The following is a 17,502-nucleotide window of genomic DNA, read 5'->3' on the forward strand; positions in this document are numbered from 1 at the left end:
TGTTAAAATTTGTTATGAATTCAATGCCGATAAGTGGGAATGGTGATCATGGCAAATGAAAAGGAAGCACCGATTTCAAGCCCTCACTTAACAACAATGAGTATGATCGATGAACGCCAGGATCAGTTTATTGGTGGTCGGAGTGAGCAGCTTGAACTTTTTGGTCGGAGTATCACGGAGGGTGCCGTAGATGGCAAGACTATCTGGAATGTATACGGCACGGCAGGTGTTGGGAAAAGTTTTCTTCTTGATTCGTTTCGCAGACAGGCGCAGCGGGCAGGGGTTATTATGCTGTACCTGGATAGCCGTGACTTTAATCATAAGGGTGATTCGTTGTGCCGCGAGCTGCTTATGCAGCTGTCTCCTGGGGAGCGGATATTGCACCGGAATCCGATGGAAGCCTGCTTGGCCAAGCTTAACCAGTTAGCGGCGGAAGTGAAAATCGTTCTGGCGTTAGACACCTATGAAGAAATGGGTGAGCTAGACGGCTGGCTGCGGGATCACTTTATTAAATGGCTGCCAGACAATATGCTGCTGCTGATTGCAGGCCGATATAAGCTGAAGGGGACATGGGTCGTTTCCCCCGCTATTCGGGAGCGCTTACTTTTCATGCCGCTCGGGAATTTAACTCATGCGGAAAGTGCGGTATATCTGCAACAAAGTGGTATTAAGGAAGTTCAACAAATCGAACGGATCTGGTTTAAAACAGGCGGTCATCCGTTAGCGCTTTCACTAGCGGCGGATGTTAATCCCAATGTGGATTGGATGCACACGTCAACAGAAGATACAGGATGGTTTGATCACCTAGCCAAGGCGTGGTTGCGCGAGGTACCTGACGCCCATCTGCGCAAAGTAGTAGAGGCGGCTGGCGTTCTGCTTCGTATTAATCGCGAGGTATTGCAGGTGATTATGGACCAAGAAGTGGATGACGAAACATTCAGTAATCTGATTTCCTTTTCTTTTGTACGTAAGACAGAACGAGGCTGGATGCTCCACGACTTAATGCGGCTCGCGATGCGCAAGCAACTGGAGGAGCGAACTCCGGTTTATTTTGAACGGCTGAGGGGACGAGCGGCGCAATATTATGCGGCACGGATTCGTCATTCTGCTCCTTACCGAAGAACTGATTGGGAGGTAGGCGAGCTTTTTTACTATACGGGCATCCCGGTCATTCGTGCACTCATTCAATCTTATGCCAGAGGTCAATATACATGGGAGCCACTAACGCTAACTAATCTGCACGAAGGCGAAGCTTATATGCGGTTAAGGCTGGATGAAGCGACTCCGCTAACACTGGCGGGTATGGATCCAGAAACGGATGAGTCCTACGATGAGTTCGTCGGGAAGGAGGATATGACGCTTACAATCAAGCATTTGGATTTACGCAAGTGGGTCCAGCTTGATCAACAAGCGGCCATGCTCCTTCGTTCCGCAGATGGAAGAGTGGCAGGTCTCGCAGTAATCGTTCCTATAGAAAAGTCGACGTTGCCTGTTCTGATGGATGATCCGTTCGCGAAACCCTATTTATCCTCCCTGTCGCAAGATGATATCACACTTCTGGAGGTTGAACCTCCTGACAAGGCTGGATGGTTTATACGGACAATTGATTATGGAGATTGGCAAAATTCAGATATGGTCATTGAGACAATGTATTTGATGTTTTCGTACATGTGTTCAGGCGGTATATTCATTACGTCCCCGCCTCCTCTGGGATTTTTTTATGAAGGGCATTTGAATCTCGGATTTCAATTGGCACCAGGAATTATCCATCAGAACTACGATGACAAGACACCAACTCCGACCTTCGTGCTGGATACCCGCGGAGATAAGCTGGAGGCATTTCTACGATTTTTATTAAAAAGAGGCGGGTTCCCGGATGAGCTGCAAGTAGTATCCAGTGGACAGGATTTGCAGCTGACGAAGCGGGAACGGGAGGTTGTTGCGCTTGTTCTCGATGGGCTGACCAATTTGGAAATTGCCAGGGTGCTGTATGTCAGTGAAATTACAGTTAAGAAGCACGTTAGCTCTATCTACAGCAAGCTCTCTGTAAAGGGTAGGACCCAATTGATCAAACTGCTAGCGAGTAATCCGTTAATAAGCTAATAAGCTGACTGCCGAATCCTCTGTTAGCACACGGACGAAAGAAGACCGTTTCTAGTCATTTATACGCAATTCATCAAGCTCACACCCGTTTGCGGCGTGGGCTTTTTGGGATAGGAATTTTTAAACTCCTGAAAGCCGCTAAAGCCATATTTGCCCGCCTATTCGCACTATCCCTTTGACTCAGAAGAGCATGCATCAGGTGTGGTTTTTGCTGCGTTACGGACATGAGCTACAAAGCGTGCTTGCGGTGAATAACTGGATTCTCTACAGTTAAATTTTCAGTTTTGCCGACTAAATGCAGAATAAATGGAAATTTTACATCTAATTTAAACCATTTTTACCAATTTAAATAAAAATGCTAGCATTAACTACATGTTTTACAGTTAAATCGAGTTTATGAGGAAATTACTCATAAATAGCTGTATATTTTCCAGTTAATAAGGCCATCAGGATCAACTTCCCTGAGGGTTTTTTTGCGTTCTACTGGGGATCGATTCTCCTGGTATAAGTCGGATATTATACGTTCGTATAATTTAGAAATCAGAATAGCCATGATAAATTACTTGGTAAGTGAGCTGATTGTCTAAGGTGGTTGAATGAAAGGGGGAATTGCGGGATGGCTTGCAACCGACCAGAAGCTCTAAATGTTAAGCGAATAGGAAGAAAAATGGAGGATTACACATGAAATGGCTTGTTTTAATTCATATCGTGTCAGCAATTCTTGGCATTGGACCGACGTACTTTGGTCATATTTTACTGAGAAAGAGCCAGAACAATGAGCAGCTTCGACAATCCCTGGCACTTTTCCAGTTACTCAACTATTTTCCCAAAATTGGCGGTACCCTTGCTGTTGTTACAGGTCTAGCGCTCGTCGCCTTGACAGGGTGGAAATTTTCAGATGTATGGATACTGATTTCACTCGTGCTGTATGTGATTATTCAGGTTGTTGTGGTTGGGATGCTGACACCTGTTATGAACCAATTGAATCTATGGCTGAGCGAGGAACAAAGTAAATCACTTGCCCCAGATACAGTTGCAAACAAGGGAGTTCTGCTTTCCAAGGCCAATAAGCTTTACAACACGGCATCTATCTTGGGCATTGTACTAATTATTCTAATGATCGTTAAACCAATGTGAACGAGGAGGAAATATGTATGACGAATTTAATTGGAAAAGTAGCTTTCGTATCAGGAGGGGCTCGAGGAATCGGAGCGGCTGCAGCTCTAAGGCTAGCTAAGCAGGGGGCTAAGGTCGCTGTAAATTATATTCAGCAAGAGGCGGCTGCGCAGGCAATCGTAGATCAGATTCGCAACGCTGGCGGGGAAGCCATGTTGGCTAGGGCTGATGTGCGCGATGCGGAACAAGTGAAAGAGGTTGTAACTCGCATTCAATCAACGCTTGGTGACATTGATATTCTGGTTAGCAATGCTCATATGAGTTTCGTCATGAAACCGCTGATCGGGATGCTATGGGAGGAGTTTGCCCAGAAGCTCAATGATGAGATGAAGGCGAATTTTACATTAACGCAAGCAATTGTACCTGGCATGGCGGCTAGAAAATATGGAAGAATTATTTATATTTCAAGTGATGCAGCGGATGGACCGTTGCCTTATATGGGGGCACATGGTACGGCCAAATCAGCATTAAATGCGTTTGCCAAATACGTAGCTTTGGAGAATGCGCCTTATGGAATAACGGCCAATGTGGTCTCGCCTGGACTCGTCCAAACGGATGCTTCAAGTGTTACGCCTGAATCAGTCAAGCAGCAGCTTGCTGCTATGACACCGCTCCAGAGGGTAGCTGTTCCTGATGATGTGGCAGGTGTGATTGCTTTCTTAGCTAGTGAGGAAAGTCGATTCCTTACAGGGACATGTACGAGTGTGAACGGTGGCATCAAAATGGGGTAAGTCGGAGAAGAGATAACAACCAAAAAAGGGTGGATGAATATGGCAAGGAGAATGATAGTTTGGTCTGCTTTATATTTTGTTATTGGCGTGGTTATGGGCATGGCTATGTCGATATCCAAAGTTTACACGTTTTCCCCCGTGCATGCGCACATTAATTTATTGGGTTGGGTATCCATGGCGATTGGCGGTATTCTGTATCAACTGTTTCCTGCTGCAGGAAATTCCTTGTTAGGTGAAACGCATTATTGGCTGCATATGAGCGGTATTCCGCTCATGATGGCCGGACTCGCCGGATTACTCTATACGGAAAACCCAGGATTCATCATCGCAACGTCCCTGGGGGGCACTTTCGTTGTGGTTGGAGCCATACTATTGTTTATTAATGCAATTCGTTATATGAAATAAGCCAAGAATGATGCTAGTGAGGTGGTGTTTACAATGAGTTTGAAGAATAAACGATTGACGAAGAAGCTGGGTGCCATGCTGCTTACCTTGTCCATAGGCCTTCAGGTATTTCCTCCGTATAGAGTTGAGCGTGTCATGGCCAGCGATGTCGGTTTAAGTATACAAAAGCCGGAGGAACATATATCCGAGTGGGCGAAAGAGTCGGTCACCGAGATGACTAAGCTTGGTGTTATCCAAGGATATGAGGATGGCGCATTTCGAGCGGAACGTACGGTCACACGGGCGGAAATCGCCGTCATGCTGCTTCGTTACGTGCAGTCAACTTCTATGAAACTGCCGGATGTGCAAGCGCCGGTTTTCCAAGACGTTGGGCAAGAGTGGTTTGCGGAGGAGATTCGCCGGGCATCACGTCTAGGTATTGTTCAAGGTAATGAAGCAGGCCAATTCAGACCAGAAGCTGAAGTTACCCGCCAAGAGTCGGCGGTGATGCTGAACCGAGTGGTGCAACAGCCAGCGACCGGATCGTTGACATTTAATGATAAAAGTTTGATTCCCGTGTGGGCCCAAACAGCGGTTGCTGCCTTGGCTGAAGCAAGCGTCATGCAGGGCTATGAGGATAACACCTTCCAGGGGCAGCGAAATATCACGAGGGCGGAAGTGGCTGTTATTCTTCATCGGGCTAAGCAACTTGCGAGCGTAGGTGGTGATGTAGCAGCTGCACCGCTTACGATTAAGGTCAGCCAAACGGATGGATCGTTATTGCAAGGTGCGGATGTGTTCATCCACGAGAAAGGGAAGCGGATGTACAAGGCTTGGGGACGCACGAATGATCAAGGCGCTTGGGCAGCTTCGATTCCTTATGGAGATTACGATGTACATGTCGTGAAAGAAGGATATGCAGGTTATCAGTCTGTCCACTATGAGAAAGGACGAACCGATCTGGCACTAACGGCTCAGCCAGCCTCGCAAATCGAAGGAACTGTTCTGGGTGTGGATGGCAAGCCGGCGGTTGGCGCTTTCTTAACGTTCACGACGAACCCAACGTTCTATGCAGTCACGGGTTTGGATGGTACGTTCCGCGCCAATGTGCCGCCAGATAAGACGTATCGGTTGACACTTGTTGAGGATGCGAACTTGTCGCGAACCGCCGGAGAAGGCGGAGGAACTGCGGCTATTTACGGAGCGAGCCCTTCAACGTTTCCTGGTTTGTCGCTGCTGGATTCGGAGCAATCTCAGTTAACAGACTGCAGCTGTCATAAATATGACGCCCTCCAGACGTTTACATCATTAGGTGCAGGACAATCGTTAACGATAGGTCAAGTTTCCATTGATGGCGCACGGCCTGTTAGCGCAGGAGGAGGCAGTGGGGGTGGCGGAGGCGGAGGAACAGGCTCGGGAACTAACAATGGGAATCGTGATACGACTCCGCCGAGCGCTCCTGTCACTTTGACAAGTACGTCTGGCGATAGTGTGGTGAGTTTAAGCTGGGCGGCGAATACCGAGAGCGATCTGATGGGGTATAAGGTATATGCGTCGACCGACAATGGTGCAACTTGGACTTCAAGGGCCAACGTAGCTGGAGGAAGCGTGACAACGTATTCTGTGAGCGGACTCACGAACGCGGTGACGTATCTATTCGCGATCACAGCGGTGGATACATCAGGCAACGAGTCTGTGAAGTCTGACGTAGTAAGCGCGACACCGCAAGCTCCTCCAGTAGGATCGAAGCCTGCCCCACCTTCAGGCCTAACAGGGAAGGCTGGCAATACGCTGGTTACGTTACAATGGTTGGCGAACAGCGAGGCTAACCTAGCGGGTTATGAGGTTCACTATTCCTCAGACAACGGCGCCTCCTGGATGAACGGCCCTCAATTGGGCAAAGTGACGGAAGCTTCCGTTACAGGTTTGACGAATGGCATGGCATATAGCTTCACCGTGACAGCAATGGATTCAGTTGGCCAACGATCGGACCGTTCCGTCCCGATCACGCTTACGCCAAAAGAGTCGAGTGGTACGCCAGATCCTGTTGAGGTCGCTACGCAAATACCGACGACCGCGCTGCCAACCTTCCATTCCACAGTTGAGTTTTTATATGCGGGAAGTGAACCGGTGCAGACGGGGGTCGCTGAAGGAGCTATAGAAGCTAGTCTCGTATCTGTTGTGCGTGGCCAGGTAATGGATACAGCCCGCCAGCCATTGGCAGGCGTACTAATTAGCATTCTCGACCATAATGAGTTGGGCGTAACGAGGAGCCGTGCCGACGGGATGTTCGATCTGGCGGTCAATGGAGGCGGTGTCCTGACGATTGAATTAACCAAAGAAGGATATATGCCTGTTCAGCGTAAAGTAACCGTAATTGCCGGGAGGTATGAGACGCTGCCGGATGTGGTGCTGAATCAATACGACACGAAGGTAACTGTTGTTGACTTGAATACGGCTGGGCATGTTCAAGCGGCCCAAGGATCCCAAGTAACGGATGCAGATGGTATTAGACAGCCTACGGTTATTTTTCCAGAGGGGACGTCTGCCACTATGACGTTGCCGGATGGATCGAGCATGCCTTTGACTGAAATCCACCTTCGTGCAACGGAATACACGGTCGGGGAGAATGGGATGAACGCGATGCCAGGTGATCTTCCTGATTTTGTGGGCTACACCCATGCGGTTGAACTGTCTGCTGATGAGGCTGTGCAAGCTGGAGCGACCGAGGTTCGTTTTAATCAACCCTTATTTTATTATGTAGAAAATTACCTGAAATTCCCAGTTGGTGAGACTGTTCCCATGGGCTATTACAACCGCGAAGCTGGACGATGGGTTGCGTCGGACAACGGAAAGGTCATCCGCATCCTAAGTGTTGACGAGGGAATTGCCGCCATCGATTCAGATGGGGATGGAGCGATGGACAGTGCAGATAAGCTAGCAGCCCTTGGCTTTACGGAGAAGGAAAGAAAGCAATTAGCTGGGATGTACACAGCTGGTCAAAGCTTGTGGCGCGTGCCAATTGAACACTTCACCCCTTGGGATTGCAACTGGCCATATGGTCCACCTCCTGATGCAGAGCCTCCTGTTGACAAAGACCCGAACAGTGAGGATGAGGAGTTAGACCCTTGTGAACAAGCGGGATCCATTATTGGCTGCCAGAATCAAAGTTTAGGGCAAGCGATTCCGATTGAAGGCACAGGAATGAACCTGAATTATAGCAGTACGAGAACCCCGGGATACAAGAGTAGGTCGAAGCTTACGATACCAGTCAGCGGAGAATCCGTTCCTAGTTCGCTGCGTTCCATGACGGTCACCGTCGAAATCGGCGGTAAATCGTTCAGGAAAACCTTTAAGCCGGCTCCTAATGTCACCCATACGTTCCAGTGGGATGGCGTAGATGCTTACGCGCGAAAGCTGATCGGATCACATCCTTATAAGATTACCGTATCTAATAACTACAACCTTCAATATTATGCATCTTCGAGCGATTTCCAGCAAAGCTTTGGGCGGCTTAGCGGCTCAGGAGTCATAATCGGAGGGGTGAGAGAGACAACAACAATACCCATTTCGCGCGTCTGGTACGGCTCTTTGGAAAGTCCAAACAATCCGTTTGAGCAGGTGGGAATCGCTGGGTGGAGTTTGGACGCTCATCATATGCTCAGTTTTGAAGAGAATACGATGTATGAAGGAGACCGTAACAAGAAAACGGTGTCTCATACAAGCTTGAATAAGTTGGATCTATCTGGTCTTGGAGATGTCTACCGTCCCGATGGTCAAATCATTACGCCTGGACCTGGAAATTCCATATATTTTACAGCAACCGGAGGCCTTAAGAATGGCTGGTATCCTCAAATCGTCGCGCGTTTAAATCACGATGGAAGTTTTCAAAAGAGTGATGAGTTTCCGGCCGAAAATTACATGTTGGTAAGTTCAGACTCTCTGGGAAATGTGTATCGGTTCTCACCAACGAAGAAGCAGATCTACCTCAAAAAAGCCGACGAGACGAATTGGTCGGTTTTTGCGGGAACAGGCAATGCTGTCAACAGCGATATGATCGATGGGGATAAAGCGGTCGAATCGAATTTATATACGATCTATAGCATGGCTGCAGCGTCCGATGGAACCTTATATGTGTCAGGAAACAACCCTATTTCTCGTCAAAATATCTTCTATCGGATTGGCGCTGACGGCCGCATTCAGCTCATGGGCAGCGGTGAAGGGGTAGACAGTGGAAAGGCCAATAAGAAAACAATTGGCGAAGCGGTATCGGTCCTGGCAGGACCGGATGGTTCTGTTTATATTCATGATCGCATTTATGATAACTTTAATCACATGCAGTATGCTTCAAGAATAAGAAAAATTAATGCGGATGGCGTAATATCCAAGATAGCAGGGAAATCACCAAATACGTATACGGGTAGTTATGAGATTAATCACGGTTTGGCTGCTAATAAGGCGTTATTTTATATGCTGAAGATGTACTTGGATGGAGAAGGTAACATGATGTTCACCGCATTGAAAAACAGCTGGGAACAAGAAAAGCTATACAAGGTGAAGGATGGCCTTATAGAGGAAGTTAGCCTCGAGCATGCTAGAGCAACGTCTAAAGCTTATCTTTCATTAGCTGCGATAGACTATAACGGCAGTTATATGTATACGGATTATGGCAACATCTACAGGGTCGACAGTTCTAAGCTCCAGCAAGCAGATATTCCGGAGGAGGATGGCTTGTCGGTTAATGTTTTTGATTTAACAACCGGAAAGATTCTGCATAATGAAAGTGCTTTGTCCGGAGCTAAATTACAAGTATTCTCCTATGATAATGACGGACGCCTCCTGTCGATCTCGGATCGCAGTGGAAATCTGACACGCATAGAGCGTGATACGCAAGGGAAGCCAACAGCGATTGTCGCGCCAGGTGGGCAACGAACGATCTTGGATGTTGATAGTAACGGGGAACTTAGTTCCATCACGAACCCGGCAGGCGAGACTTATCGGATGCAATATGAAGGAGGACTGCTCACCGAGTATACGGATCCAGTGAAAGGCGTGAGTCAGTACGACTACGATGACAGCGGGCTGTTGGTGATGGCGACCAATCCAGAGGGCGGCGTCAAGACACTGCACAAATCGATCATCGTCAAGGGTTCTCGTGTTATCTTTACGGATCCAAGCAATCGTACTACGACGTATGAGACCGTGGTGGCGGACGGTAAAACACGGTATACGTTGACAGATTCGAACGGGGCCATAACGATCACAGAGAAGATTGATGAGCAGAGTGAAATGGCAGTACTACCGGACGGTACTAAGATCAGTAAGAAGTTCGGGACGGATTCAAGGTTTGGCAAAAATACGCCATTCGTTTCGGAACTGACTTACACGTCACCCGACGGTAAAGTAACTACACTTAAGGAAGAACGATCTGCAGTAACAAATACTAACAACGCGTTAGTATCGTATACAGTCAAGCATACATTGAACGGTGATGTGTTCACGATTCAATATGATGGTGCCAATCATAAATTCACGGAAACAACAGCAGAAGGCACGAAAACGGAAACCTATTTGGATGAAAAAGACAGGATTATTAAAGTGGCATGGCCGGGGACAGACCTCTTTCCAATTGAGTCCTTCTACGATGCTGTAGGTCGGATGGAGCGGGTCCAACAAGGTGAGAAATGGGTTAGTTACACCTATAATGCACAAAATTTAATTGAGAAGGAGACCGACGCCTTCGGTAGCGTGAAGGCCTACGAATATGACGCTGCAGGGCGGATCGTCTCTGTCACAACGCCAGGCAATAAAGTGTATCGCAAAGGATACGATGATCTTGGGAATTTAACAGGAATCACGTTGCCGGATGGTTCAAAGTATGAACAGCAATATAATAAGCTGGGTCAGTTCGATGGCTTCGGTCCTGAAGATTCTGGGCTGTGGTACAATCCTCAGTATGATAACGGTCGTAATCTGGTGAATACGACGATGGGCAGCGGTCGAGTCATTGACCACGTGTTAGAATCGAACGGAGGCAAGCGGCCTGTTGGAATCAACGATGGGGATATCCAGCGAACGTTTACTTACGTGGGTCAGTCGGATTTGGCCCAAACCATTGAAAGTGCAATGCCTTCGGACGGTGCGAGACAACAAAAGATTGCCTATGATTATACAGGTGAGTACATCAAGTCGATGGTACTGACAGGCAAAACCAACGCTTCGTTTAGTTATGCCTATGATGATTTCTTCAACATGACGAATATGGCCATGACGGTCGGCGGCGTCGTGTATAACACTCCGTTCCAATACGACAACGAAGATAATCTCACGAAATTTGGCGCTTTCCAATTCAATCGTGGAGGTCCGTTGAAGGCAGTCAGCTCGATAGCAGATGGCAAGATGGACATTCAAGTCGCTTACGACAGGTATGGCAAAATCGACAGTGTCACTTATGTATTAAAGGGAATCCAAGTATATAAGGCAGGCTACACGTATGATAAGAGAGGTTTCGTGACCGACATCATCGTCGATTCCGCGAAAGGCAGAGAGAACACGCATTATGACTACGATCTGGATGGACAGCTGATCGGTATGACTCAAACAGACCCGGGAGGCATAACGGTAACGGAAGCGTATAGTTATGATGCCAATAAAAATCGGATCACAAGTCAGGTAAATGGAGATGTACAAGTGGTTAGTGCTTATGGAGAGCACGATGTGTTGGAGCGTGTGGGAGCACTTGCCTACAACTTCGATGTAGACGGTTTTCTTACACAACGGGGCTCGGATGCGTTCACCTACGGTGTACGAGGCGAGTTGCTGGAAGCAACTGTGACGAGCGCTACTTATCTGAACGCTATGACGAATGGCACGTATACGTACACGTATGACGGCCTCGGCCGTAGAGTGGCGAAGGAAGACAGTATGGGACGCAAGACACAATTTGTATATGGCAATCCCCAATCCCTGCAATTAATGACGGCATCCATAGATCCAAATGGACAGCCAACACTCTATTTCTACAATGAGATGGGGCTGCTGATTGCGATAGAACGTGGCGGGAAGCGCTACTACGTGGCGACTGACGCTGTAGGCACTCCGCAATTGGTGATGGATGAGCACAGTGCAGTGGTGAAGGAACTACGTTATGACAGCTATGGTGTGTTGCTTTCCGATTCAGATTCGGCATTTGAACTGCTAATTGGTTATGCCGGAGGTTTGGAGGATCGGGATACGGGACTTGTGCGCTTTGGATTCCGTGACTATGATGCCCTTTCAGGCAGATGGACAGCACGTGATCCCATACTTCTCGAAAGCGGTCAAACGAATATGTATACCTATGTCAATAACAACCCGATCATGTTCCGGGACCCTTGCGGACAATTCTGTGTGGGGGCATCTGTGTATGCTGTTGTCGGGATCGGTGGTAAAGTATGCGTCACGGAAGAAGGCGTATCTGCCTGCGGGGACACCGGGTTTGGCGTAGGGCTTGGGCTTGAGATCTCCCCATTCGAGGACATTGCCAAGAATGAACTCTCCTTGGAGGCAATGGCCAAACTTACGGCTGGGATTGGAAACTTACAGGCTGGTTATAAATTAGGTCAGGATTTAGATACGAAGTGTCGAACGGATGGACCTATTCTAAGGGCGGAAGCGGGACCTTTCCGTGTAGATTTACTTAAGCCCAAGAAGTCGGCTGTGAAGGGCAAAGAAGCCGATTTGCAGAAGAAAATTAAAGATTTGTTTAAGAAAAGCGGTATGAAAGCAGAAGCTTCCATTAAGGCTAAATTGTGCAGCAATCTCCGTTGGTAGGCACAATTTAAAGCTATGAATGTGATTCACCCCTCCCTAGTTTGGTTAATTCTTCTTATAAAGATCATTTCTAGGAGGGATGAAGTTTGAGTAAAAAACTCGCAAAGCGCAGACGTTCACCTCTGGCTCTATACCTTGCAGCACTGACGATAACTGTAGCGATTAGCAACATAGAAGAAGCAAAGTAGTTTTGAATTCATTTTGTTTGAAATAAAAAAAGCCCAATAATGGGCTTTTTTTGCTATCAGCGCGTTCATGCAATGGGGAAAATTGGTTGTATACAGTTACTTATGTGAAGTTTACCTCATTTCAATCAAATCGAACTTCCTGATCCAAAATAATCTCTTTAGGCGGAGACTCAAGAGGGCTGGCATACGGAATTAGGGCAAAATGCAAGCCCTCTAAGTTGTCAGGTAAACGCGGTGAAATAAGGAAGGTGATTTGGGTTTGACCTCCGCCGCCACTAGCGCCATTTCTCATGACACGATAGAGCTCAGTTCCTCTGACATCAAGCTGGAGTTGCGGCCGGAAGTTGCCAAAATGCCCGTCGAGTTGAATGAGCTTGATTTCACAATAGACAATGCTACTATGTTGGTGCTGCATGGCATGTGTCAATGTATATGCAAAGTCACCGACGATGGTTTTCTTCATGATGGGCATGACATGCTCTAGATCACCTGGTTCATTCGGCCTGACAGGATAATTCTCATTCAGACTATTAAGCAGCCAGTTAATTTGTGGAATCTCAATACCGAATCGCGTTGACCATTCTTGGAGGACTTCCTTTTGTGGGTAAAATCGTCTACCTTTTGAAAGGGATTTGCGCTCTGCTAGCAGTTGCAGAAGTGATTCATCAATCTTCTTCATTTCATCATTGTATTCATTAGGCACCATATGCAATTCAGACCAAGCCATCCTCAAATACCTCCATTTTCCATTTGTATCCATATAGTATAACGGTTAATGAGCGGCTGGGAAAGTTCTGTGGTAACCGCATCTGCTTTTCTGGACGATTCCCCATATTTTTGGGACGGGAGCCCAAGCAACATAGGTGCAATTGATGCTACGCTGTAGGTAATCTTTCTATAAAAAGGAGCTGCCTACACACAATGAATTCGACATATGCAAATCACGCACATCAGATATGGCAAGCAATGATAAAGGATCATTCGGGCGAATGGGGAATGGACATCCATCACTGGGACTGGGTGCCTGGTGTTGGCGTAATTGCCATGCTTGAGTACTACGAAGCCACTCGTAATCCTGAAATATTAGCCTATTTACAGGAATGGGTGGGGCAGAACTGCGAGAAAGCGAAAGGAACGAAGGTGATCAATGCGATCGCTCCTTATGCCATTTTTCCAGCTTTATATCAAATAACGAATGACACTTGGTTCCGAGACGAAGCCGTTCGGATAGCTGAGTGGCTGATTAAGGACACGCCGCGAACGCGAGAGAATGCCTTTGAGCATACAGTCACGGAAAATGTGGCTTTCCCTGAGCAGGTGTGGGCAGATACGATTTATATGGCGGTGTTGTGCCTAGCACGCACAGCGTCGTTAGTGGGCAGTACCGTGTATGCGGAGGAAGCGTTGGAACAAGTGCTAATCCATCTTCGTCTGTTGCAGGATGAGGAGACGAATGTCCTATTCCACGGTTGGAATTGCGGGTCCGGTGATCATATGTCAGCGGCACGCTGGACGAGAGCGAATGCCTGGATCGCTGCAGGTATTCCAATGATCGTGAAGGAAATTGATCAGCTTGTTGCTATTCCGGAAGAGCTTAAGGAACGATACGGACGCTTAATGGCAGGGCTGCTTGCCTATCAACAAGAGGACGGACTCTGGAGCACGGTGATGGATCAACCCCATTTTTATCGGGAAGTGTCGGGAAGTGCGGGGATTGCTTATGGTCTGTTGCAAGGTATGGAGATGGGATTAATTCCTTCTAAGGATGAAACATTTGCCGCAGTGGAGCTAGTATTTCGCGCGATTGTCCCTTATATGACGGAGGAGGGGATTGTGAAGGGGGTATCTGGCGGGACGCCTGTGATGCCAACTATTCAGGCTTATCAAGATGATATTCCAACGTATCCAACATTATATGGACAAGGTTTAGTGTTGATGCTTTTGGCCAAAGTAGGTCAGGTGGAGAAGATGAATCATGAACAGAGATGAACGATTGCGAGCTATTCAAACAAGTGAGAAGCAGTATCATGGAGATGTCAAATTAATTCGAACACCGCTCACATCGACCTATCATACAGCGCTTAAGCCTCAGACGCACCCTTATGTATACGCGCTGTATCCTTCCACTTGTTATGCGTATGATTTGCTTTGTTATGGTGGAGAAGCCTTTACGCAAAGAGCCGCAGAGATTCTAGAGGTTGTCATAGCTCAACAGGATAAAGATGCAAGTAGTGAATCGTATGGGATTTGGCCTTACTTTTTCGAAGAATCATTGGAAGCCATGGATCGTCCAGACTGGAACATGGCAGATTTTCACGGGAAGAAATTAGTGCTTATTTTGAAAAATTACCGGGATTCTCTTTCTGAGGCATTACTTGGACAGATTCGGGAAGCGATTTATCACGCCTGCCAAGCGATTATCCGGCGAGATGTGGGGCCGCATTATACGAACATTGCGCTTATGGGCGCTTTTGTAACGCTGGTCGGCGGCGAAGTGCTGGGCGATCCTGAGATTCGCAGCTACGGCGAACAGCGTCTGAAGCGATTCCATGCATTTACGTCAGGGATCGGCACATTTAGTGAGTATAACAGTCCTTGTTATTCGCCAATTGCGATTGAAGAATTGGATAGCATATATCAAGAATCGACGACAAGTGCTGCCGTAACGCTTGCTGAGCAATTGTTAGACATTGCTTGGGGGATGATCGCGAAGCATTTCCACCCCGCGACTGGGGAATGGGGAGGTCCATTCAGTCGGACGTATTACACATTGATGACGGATCGAGAGAAGCATTTCCTGGGAAATGCGCTTCGGGGAGACTCGTCTGACATACGTTGCCCTGAGAAGTACCACGCTTATTTTAGCTCAAATGAAGAAAGGTATTTCATTGAGCCAACGATGATGGCAGCAGAAACCGGCTTTCAGAACTACGCGACGACGTATCAAAATGAGAAACTTTCGCTCGGAAGCTACACGATCGGCAGCATGTGGAATCAACGCCGCAACTTGCTAGGCTTCGTGGACCTTGGCGGGAAGAGAGCATTCATACAGCTGCAATTTCTGAAGGATGGGAAGGACTTCTGTTCCGCGATTTATACGGGTGTGCAGTCACATAAGCAGGTGCTGTTTGCTTTCAATTTGGCGACAGATAATGGGGCGTGGCATCAGGAGTTAGATGTCATCAACGGCAAGTTCCAAGCGGAGGATTTGCGGATTCGCCTGCTGATTGGCGGTGATATCGATGAGCTCGATCTGCCTTCTGCTGAGGAAGGTAAATGTCTGACAATGATGCTCGGAGATACGCCGCTTCGGATAGAAGCTGTGCTGGAGGAGTCGGATTACGGCGCACTTGAGGTGGCAGTGGAGCGTCGTGATGATGAGCTTCATTTGGATTTTGTCATCTATGCGGGTGAGGAGAAGGCTTTTGATTTCCATGCCATCCAGAAAGCTGTATGGATCTTCACGTTGACCCTTGATGAGGGGCCGTTTCCGGAGGTTAATATTCAGCTGGAGGCAAATTCTGTGACAACTACAATAGGTGATCGTGAGAAGCAGATGTCAATTACGGTGCCGACAGCACCGGGGAAAACGTTGGATTTCTATCGTAACAATCGGGTGGGGCTGCCGCGAAATTTGATGGAACACCTACGATAAGTAGTGCTGGTTAAGAGGTGCAGGATTTTTCTGCTCCTCTTTTTGCCGATCACAAATTTTAACTGGAAAATATGAAGTTAATTTCTTCCAAATCGGGTTCAAATCTATAATAGATGGATTTTATGCAGGTAATCTAGCCGATTTTGGCGATACTGGAGCATTTGGTCAGAAATAGCTACAGGAAATCCAGTTATTTTCCAATCCTAGTGGATTTAGATGAAATTAGCTACATAAAATCCAGTTATTTGGCCGAGGCAGCGCGTTGGTGGGAGAAGAGTGCAGTATTGTACCGAGTGCGAGTATTAGTAGTGGAAGATGCAGTATTGTAATGGGGAGCGAGTAGTGGTGTTGGAAGAGTGCAGTATTGTAGCTGGGAGTACGTAGCGGCGGGAAGAGTGTATTGTAGCAGGGATCACGTTATGCTAGGCGGATTATGTTAGAAAACAAAACATTTGCACGAACATTCGTTCCTGTATCGATGTGCTCCCCATTATGGGGGAGAAGCGGCAACTATAAGCGCTGTGCAGAGCGTTTTGTGCAAGGGGTGAGGGGAGTATAGTTAGTCAGGCTTCACAAGTCGTTTAAAAGCTTCAACCCGGTACTGCTTTGGCGTCAAGCCAGTTTCCTTTTTGAACACGTGGAAGAAATGCGACATGTCGCCAAACCCAACAGTAGATGAAATCTCTGAGATGGCGAGATCGCTCTCCATCAGCAGCCGCTTCGCTTTATTCAACCGATACTCGATGAGGAACTGTTTAATGGTAGTGCCAGTGGTCTCTTTAAATAAGGTGAAAAGCTGCGACCGCGAGACTGGGAATCGTGACACAAGATCTTCAATTAACAAGGGTTCTTGATGATGACCAATTAAGTAAGAAAGCACATCGCTAATGAGGTGCTGATCACCAGTATGTTTCAGGGTATGTTCGTCTTGCAGGCCAATTACGATCAGGAATAGATCGGCAATGGATCTCAGCACTGCCAGCTCATAGCCCACTTCTTGCCCCACGAGGGACTGAGTCAGCTCCGCGAACAACGTCTGAACACGATCAAGCTGCTGGGTATTCAGGAAAAAGTGGTTGGAATCCGGATGACGCTCAGCAAGCAGTCGAGTGATCGAAAGGTCCGACATTTTGCAAATGGTATGCAATTGTTCTAAATATGACTCATCAATAGAAAAGACATAACGATGAAATTCTGTGCAATGTCCATGGTACGATCGATGAATGACATTCGGATGAATAATGGTAAGGCTGCCCGCGTGTAGTGGGTAAATGCGATCACCTACGAGATAGGTGCCAGTTCCCTGCAAAACCAGATAGATCTCGTATCCGTTATGAGAATGCAGTAGTTGCTGCTCGAGCGGGATTGTCCGAAATTCACAGTGAACGGGATAGGTAGCCAGAAAATGATTCGTATAATCATCGATAGCAAAGCTTACCGGTTCATTGCCCAT

Annotated in this window: 9 protein-coding genes; 7 read left to right on the forward strand and 2 right to left on the reverse strand. The window is 47.5% G+C overall.

All coding sequences use genetic code 11. The features are described 5' to 3' along the window. Positions 1 to 96 precede the first annotated feature (96 nt). From A8708_RS36825 to A8708_RS14365, 5 genes are all read left to right on the forward strand, one after another. Entirely contained in the window at positions 97 to 2,103 is a 2,007-nt protein-coding gene (locus A8708_RS36825) for a LuxR C-terminal-related transcriptional regulator (RefSeq protein ID WP_068664577.1), read from the forward strand. Positions 2,104 to 2,784: 681 nt separating this feature from the next. Then, entirely contained in the window at positions 2,785 to 3,240 is a 456-nt protein-coding gene (locus tag A8708_RS14350; protein ID WP_068664492.1) for a DUF2269 family protein, read from the forward strand. 17 nt (positions 3,241 to 3,257) lie between these two features. Next, positions 3,258 to 4,010 (forward strand): SDR family oxidoreductase, encoded by a 753-nt coding sequence (locus A8708_RS14355; protein WP_068664494.1) that lies wholly within the window; start codon positions 3,258 to 3,260, stop codon positions 4,008 to 4,010. A gap of 39 nt (positions 4,011 to 4,049) precedes the next feature. After that, positions 4,050 to 4,415: a heme-copper oxidase family protein gene (locus tag A8708_RS14360; RefSeq protein ID WP_068664496.1), complete on the forward strand. Its 366-nt coding sequence runs from the start codon at positions 4,050 to 4,052 to the stop codon at positions 4,413 to 4,415. Between the two features lie 33 nt (positions 4,416 to 4,448). Then, positions 4,449 to 12,206: an S-layer homology domain-containing protein gene (locus A8708_RS14365; RefSeq protein ID WP_068664498.1), complete on the forward strand. Its 7,758-nt coding sequence runs from the start codon at positions 4,449 to 4,451 to the stop codon at positions 12,204 to 12,206. 309 nt (positions 12,207 to 12,515) lie between these two features. Here the strand turns inward: A8708_RS14365 and A8708_RS14370 are convergent, their stop codons facing one another. Next, positions 12,516 to 13,121 (reverse strand): hypothetical protein, encoded by a 606-nt coding sequence (locus A8708_RS14370; protein ID WP_068664500.1) that lies wholly within the window; start codon positions 13,119 to 13,121, stop codon positions 12,516 to 12,518. 194 nt (positions 13,122 to 13,315) lie between these two features. Here A8708_RS14370 and A8708_RS14375 point away from each other — a divergent pair, with 194 nt between their 5' ends. Both A8708_RS14375 and A8708_RS14380 read left to right on the forward strand, forming a co-directional pair. Next, positions 13,316 to 14,383 (forward strand): glycoside hydrolase family 88/105 protein, encoded by a 1,068-nt coding sequence (locus A8708_RS14375; protein WP_068664502.1) that lies wholly within the window; start codon positions 13,316 to 13,318, stop codon positions 14,381 to 14,383. Next, positions 14,370 to 16,049 (forward strand): hypothetical protein, encoded by a 1,680-nt coding sequence (locus A8708_RS14380; protein WP_068664504.1) that lies wholly within the window; start codon positions 14,370 to 14,372, stop codon positions 16,047 to 16,049. Before A8708_RS14375 ends, A8708_RS14380 begins: the two co-directional genes overlap by 14 nt. A 559-nt stretch (positions 16,050 to 16,608) precedes the next feature. On the opposite strand, the gene A8708_RS14385 is transcribed toward A8708_RS14380, so the two are convergent. Continuing rightward, positions 16,609 to 17,502, reverse strand: coding sequence for a helix-turn-helix transcriptional regulator (locus tag A8708_RS14385; protein WP_068664506.1), 894 nt, complete (start codon positions 17,500 to 17,502; stop codon positions 16,609 to 16,611).

Origin of the sequence: Paenibacillus oryzisoli, from assembly GCF_001653565.1 — a bacterium.
GTDB classification, from domain to species: Bacteria; Bacillota; Bacilli; order Paenibacillales; family NBRC-103111; genus Paenibacillus_E; species Paenibacillus_E oryzisoli.

Excerpts from the sequence above, each read along its gene's own strand:
- A8708_RS36825 (WP_068664577.1), top strand. The coding sequence starts at position 97 with ATGAGTATGATCGATGAACGCCAGGATCAGTTTATTGGTGGTCGGAGT.
- A8708_RS14350 (WP_068664492.1), top strand. The coding sequence starts at position 2,785 with ATGAAATGGCTTGTTTTAATTCATATCGTGTCAGCAATTCTTGGCATT.
- A8708_RS14355 (WP_068664494.1), top strand. The coding sequence starts at position 3,258 with ATGACGAATTTAATTGGAAAAGTAGCTTTCGTATCAGGAGGGGCTCGA.
- A8708_RS14360 (WP_068664496.1), top strand. The coding sequence starts at position 4,050 with ATGGCAAGGAGAATGATAGTTTGGTCTGCTTTATATTTTGTTATTGGC.
- A8708_RS14365 (WP_068664498.1), top strand. The coding sequence starts at position 4,449 with ATGAGTTTGAAGAATAAACGATTGACGAAGAAGCTGGGTGCCATGCTG.
- A8708_RS14370 (WP_068664500.1), bottom strand. The coding sequence starts at position 13,121 with ATGGCTTGGTCTGAATTGCATATGGTGCCTAATGAATACAATGATGAA.
- A8708_RS14375 (WP_068664502.1), top strand. The coding sequence starts at position 13,316 with ATGAATTCGACATATGCAAATCACGCACATCAGATATGGCAAGCAATG.
- A8708_RS14380 (WP_068664504.1), top strand. The coding sequence starts at position 14,370 with ATGAACAGAGATGAACGATTGCGAGCTATTCAAACAAGTGAGAAGCAG.
- A8708_RS14385 (WP_068664506.1), bottom strand. The coding sequence starts at position 17,502 with ATGGGCAATGAACCGGTAAGCTTTGCTATCGATGATTATACGAATCAT.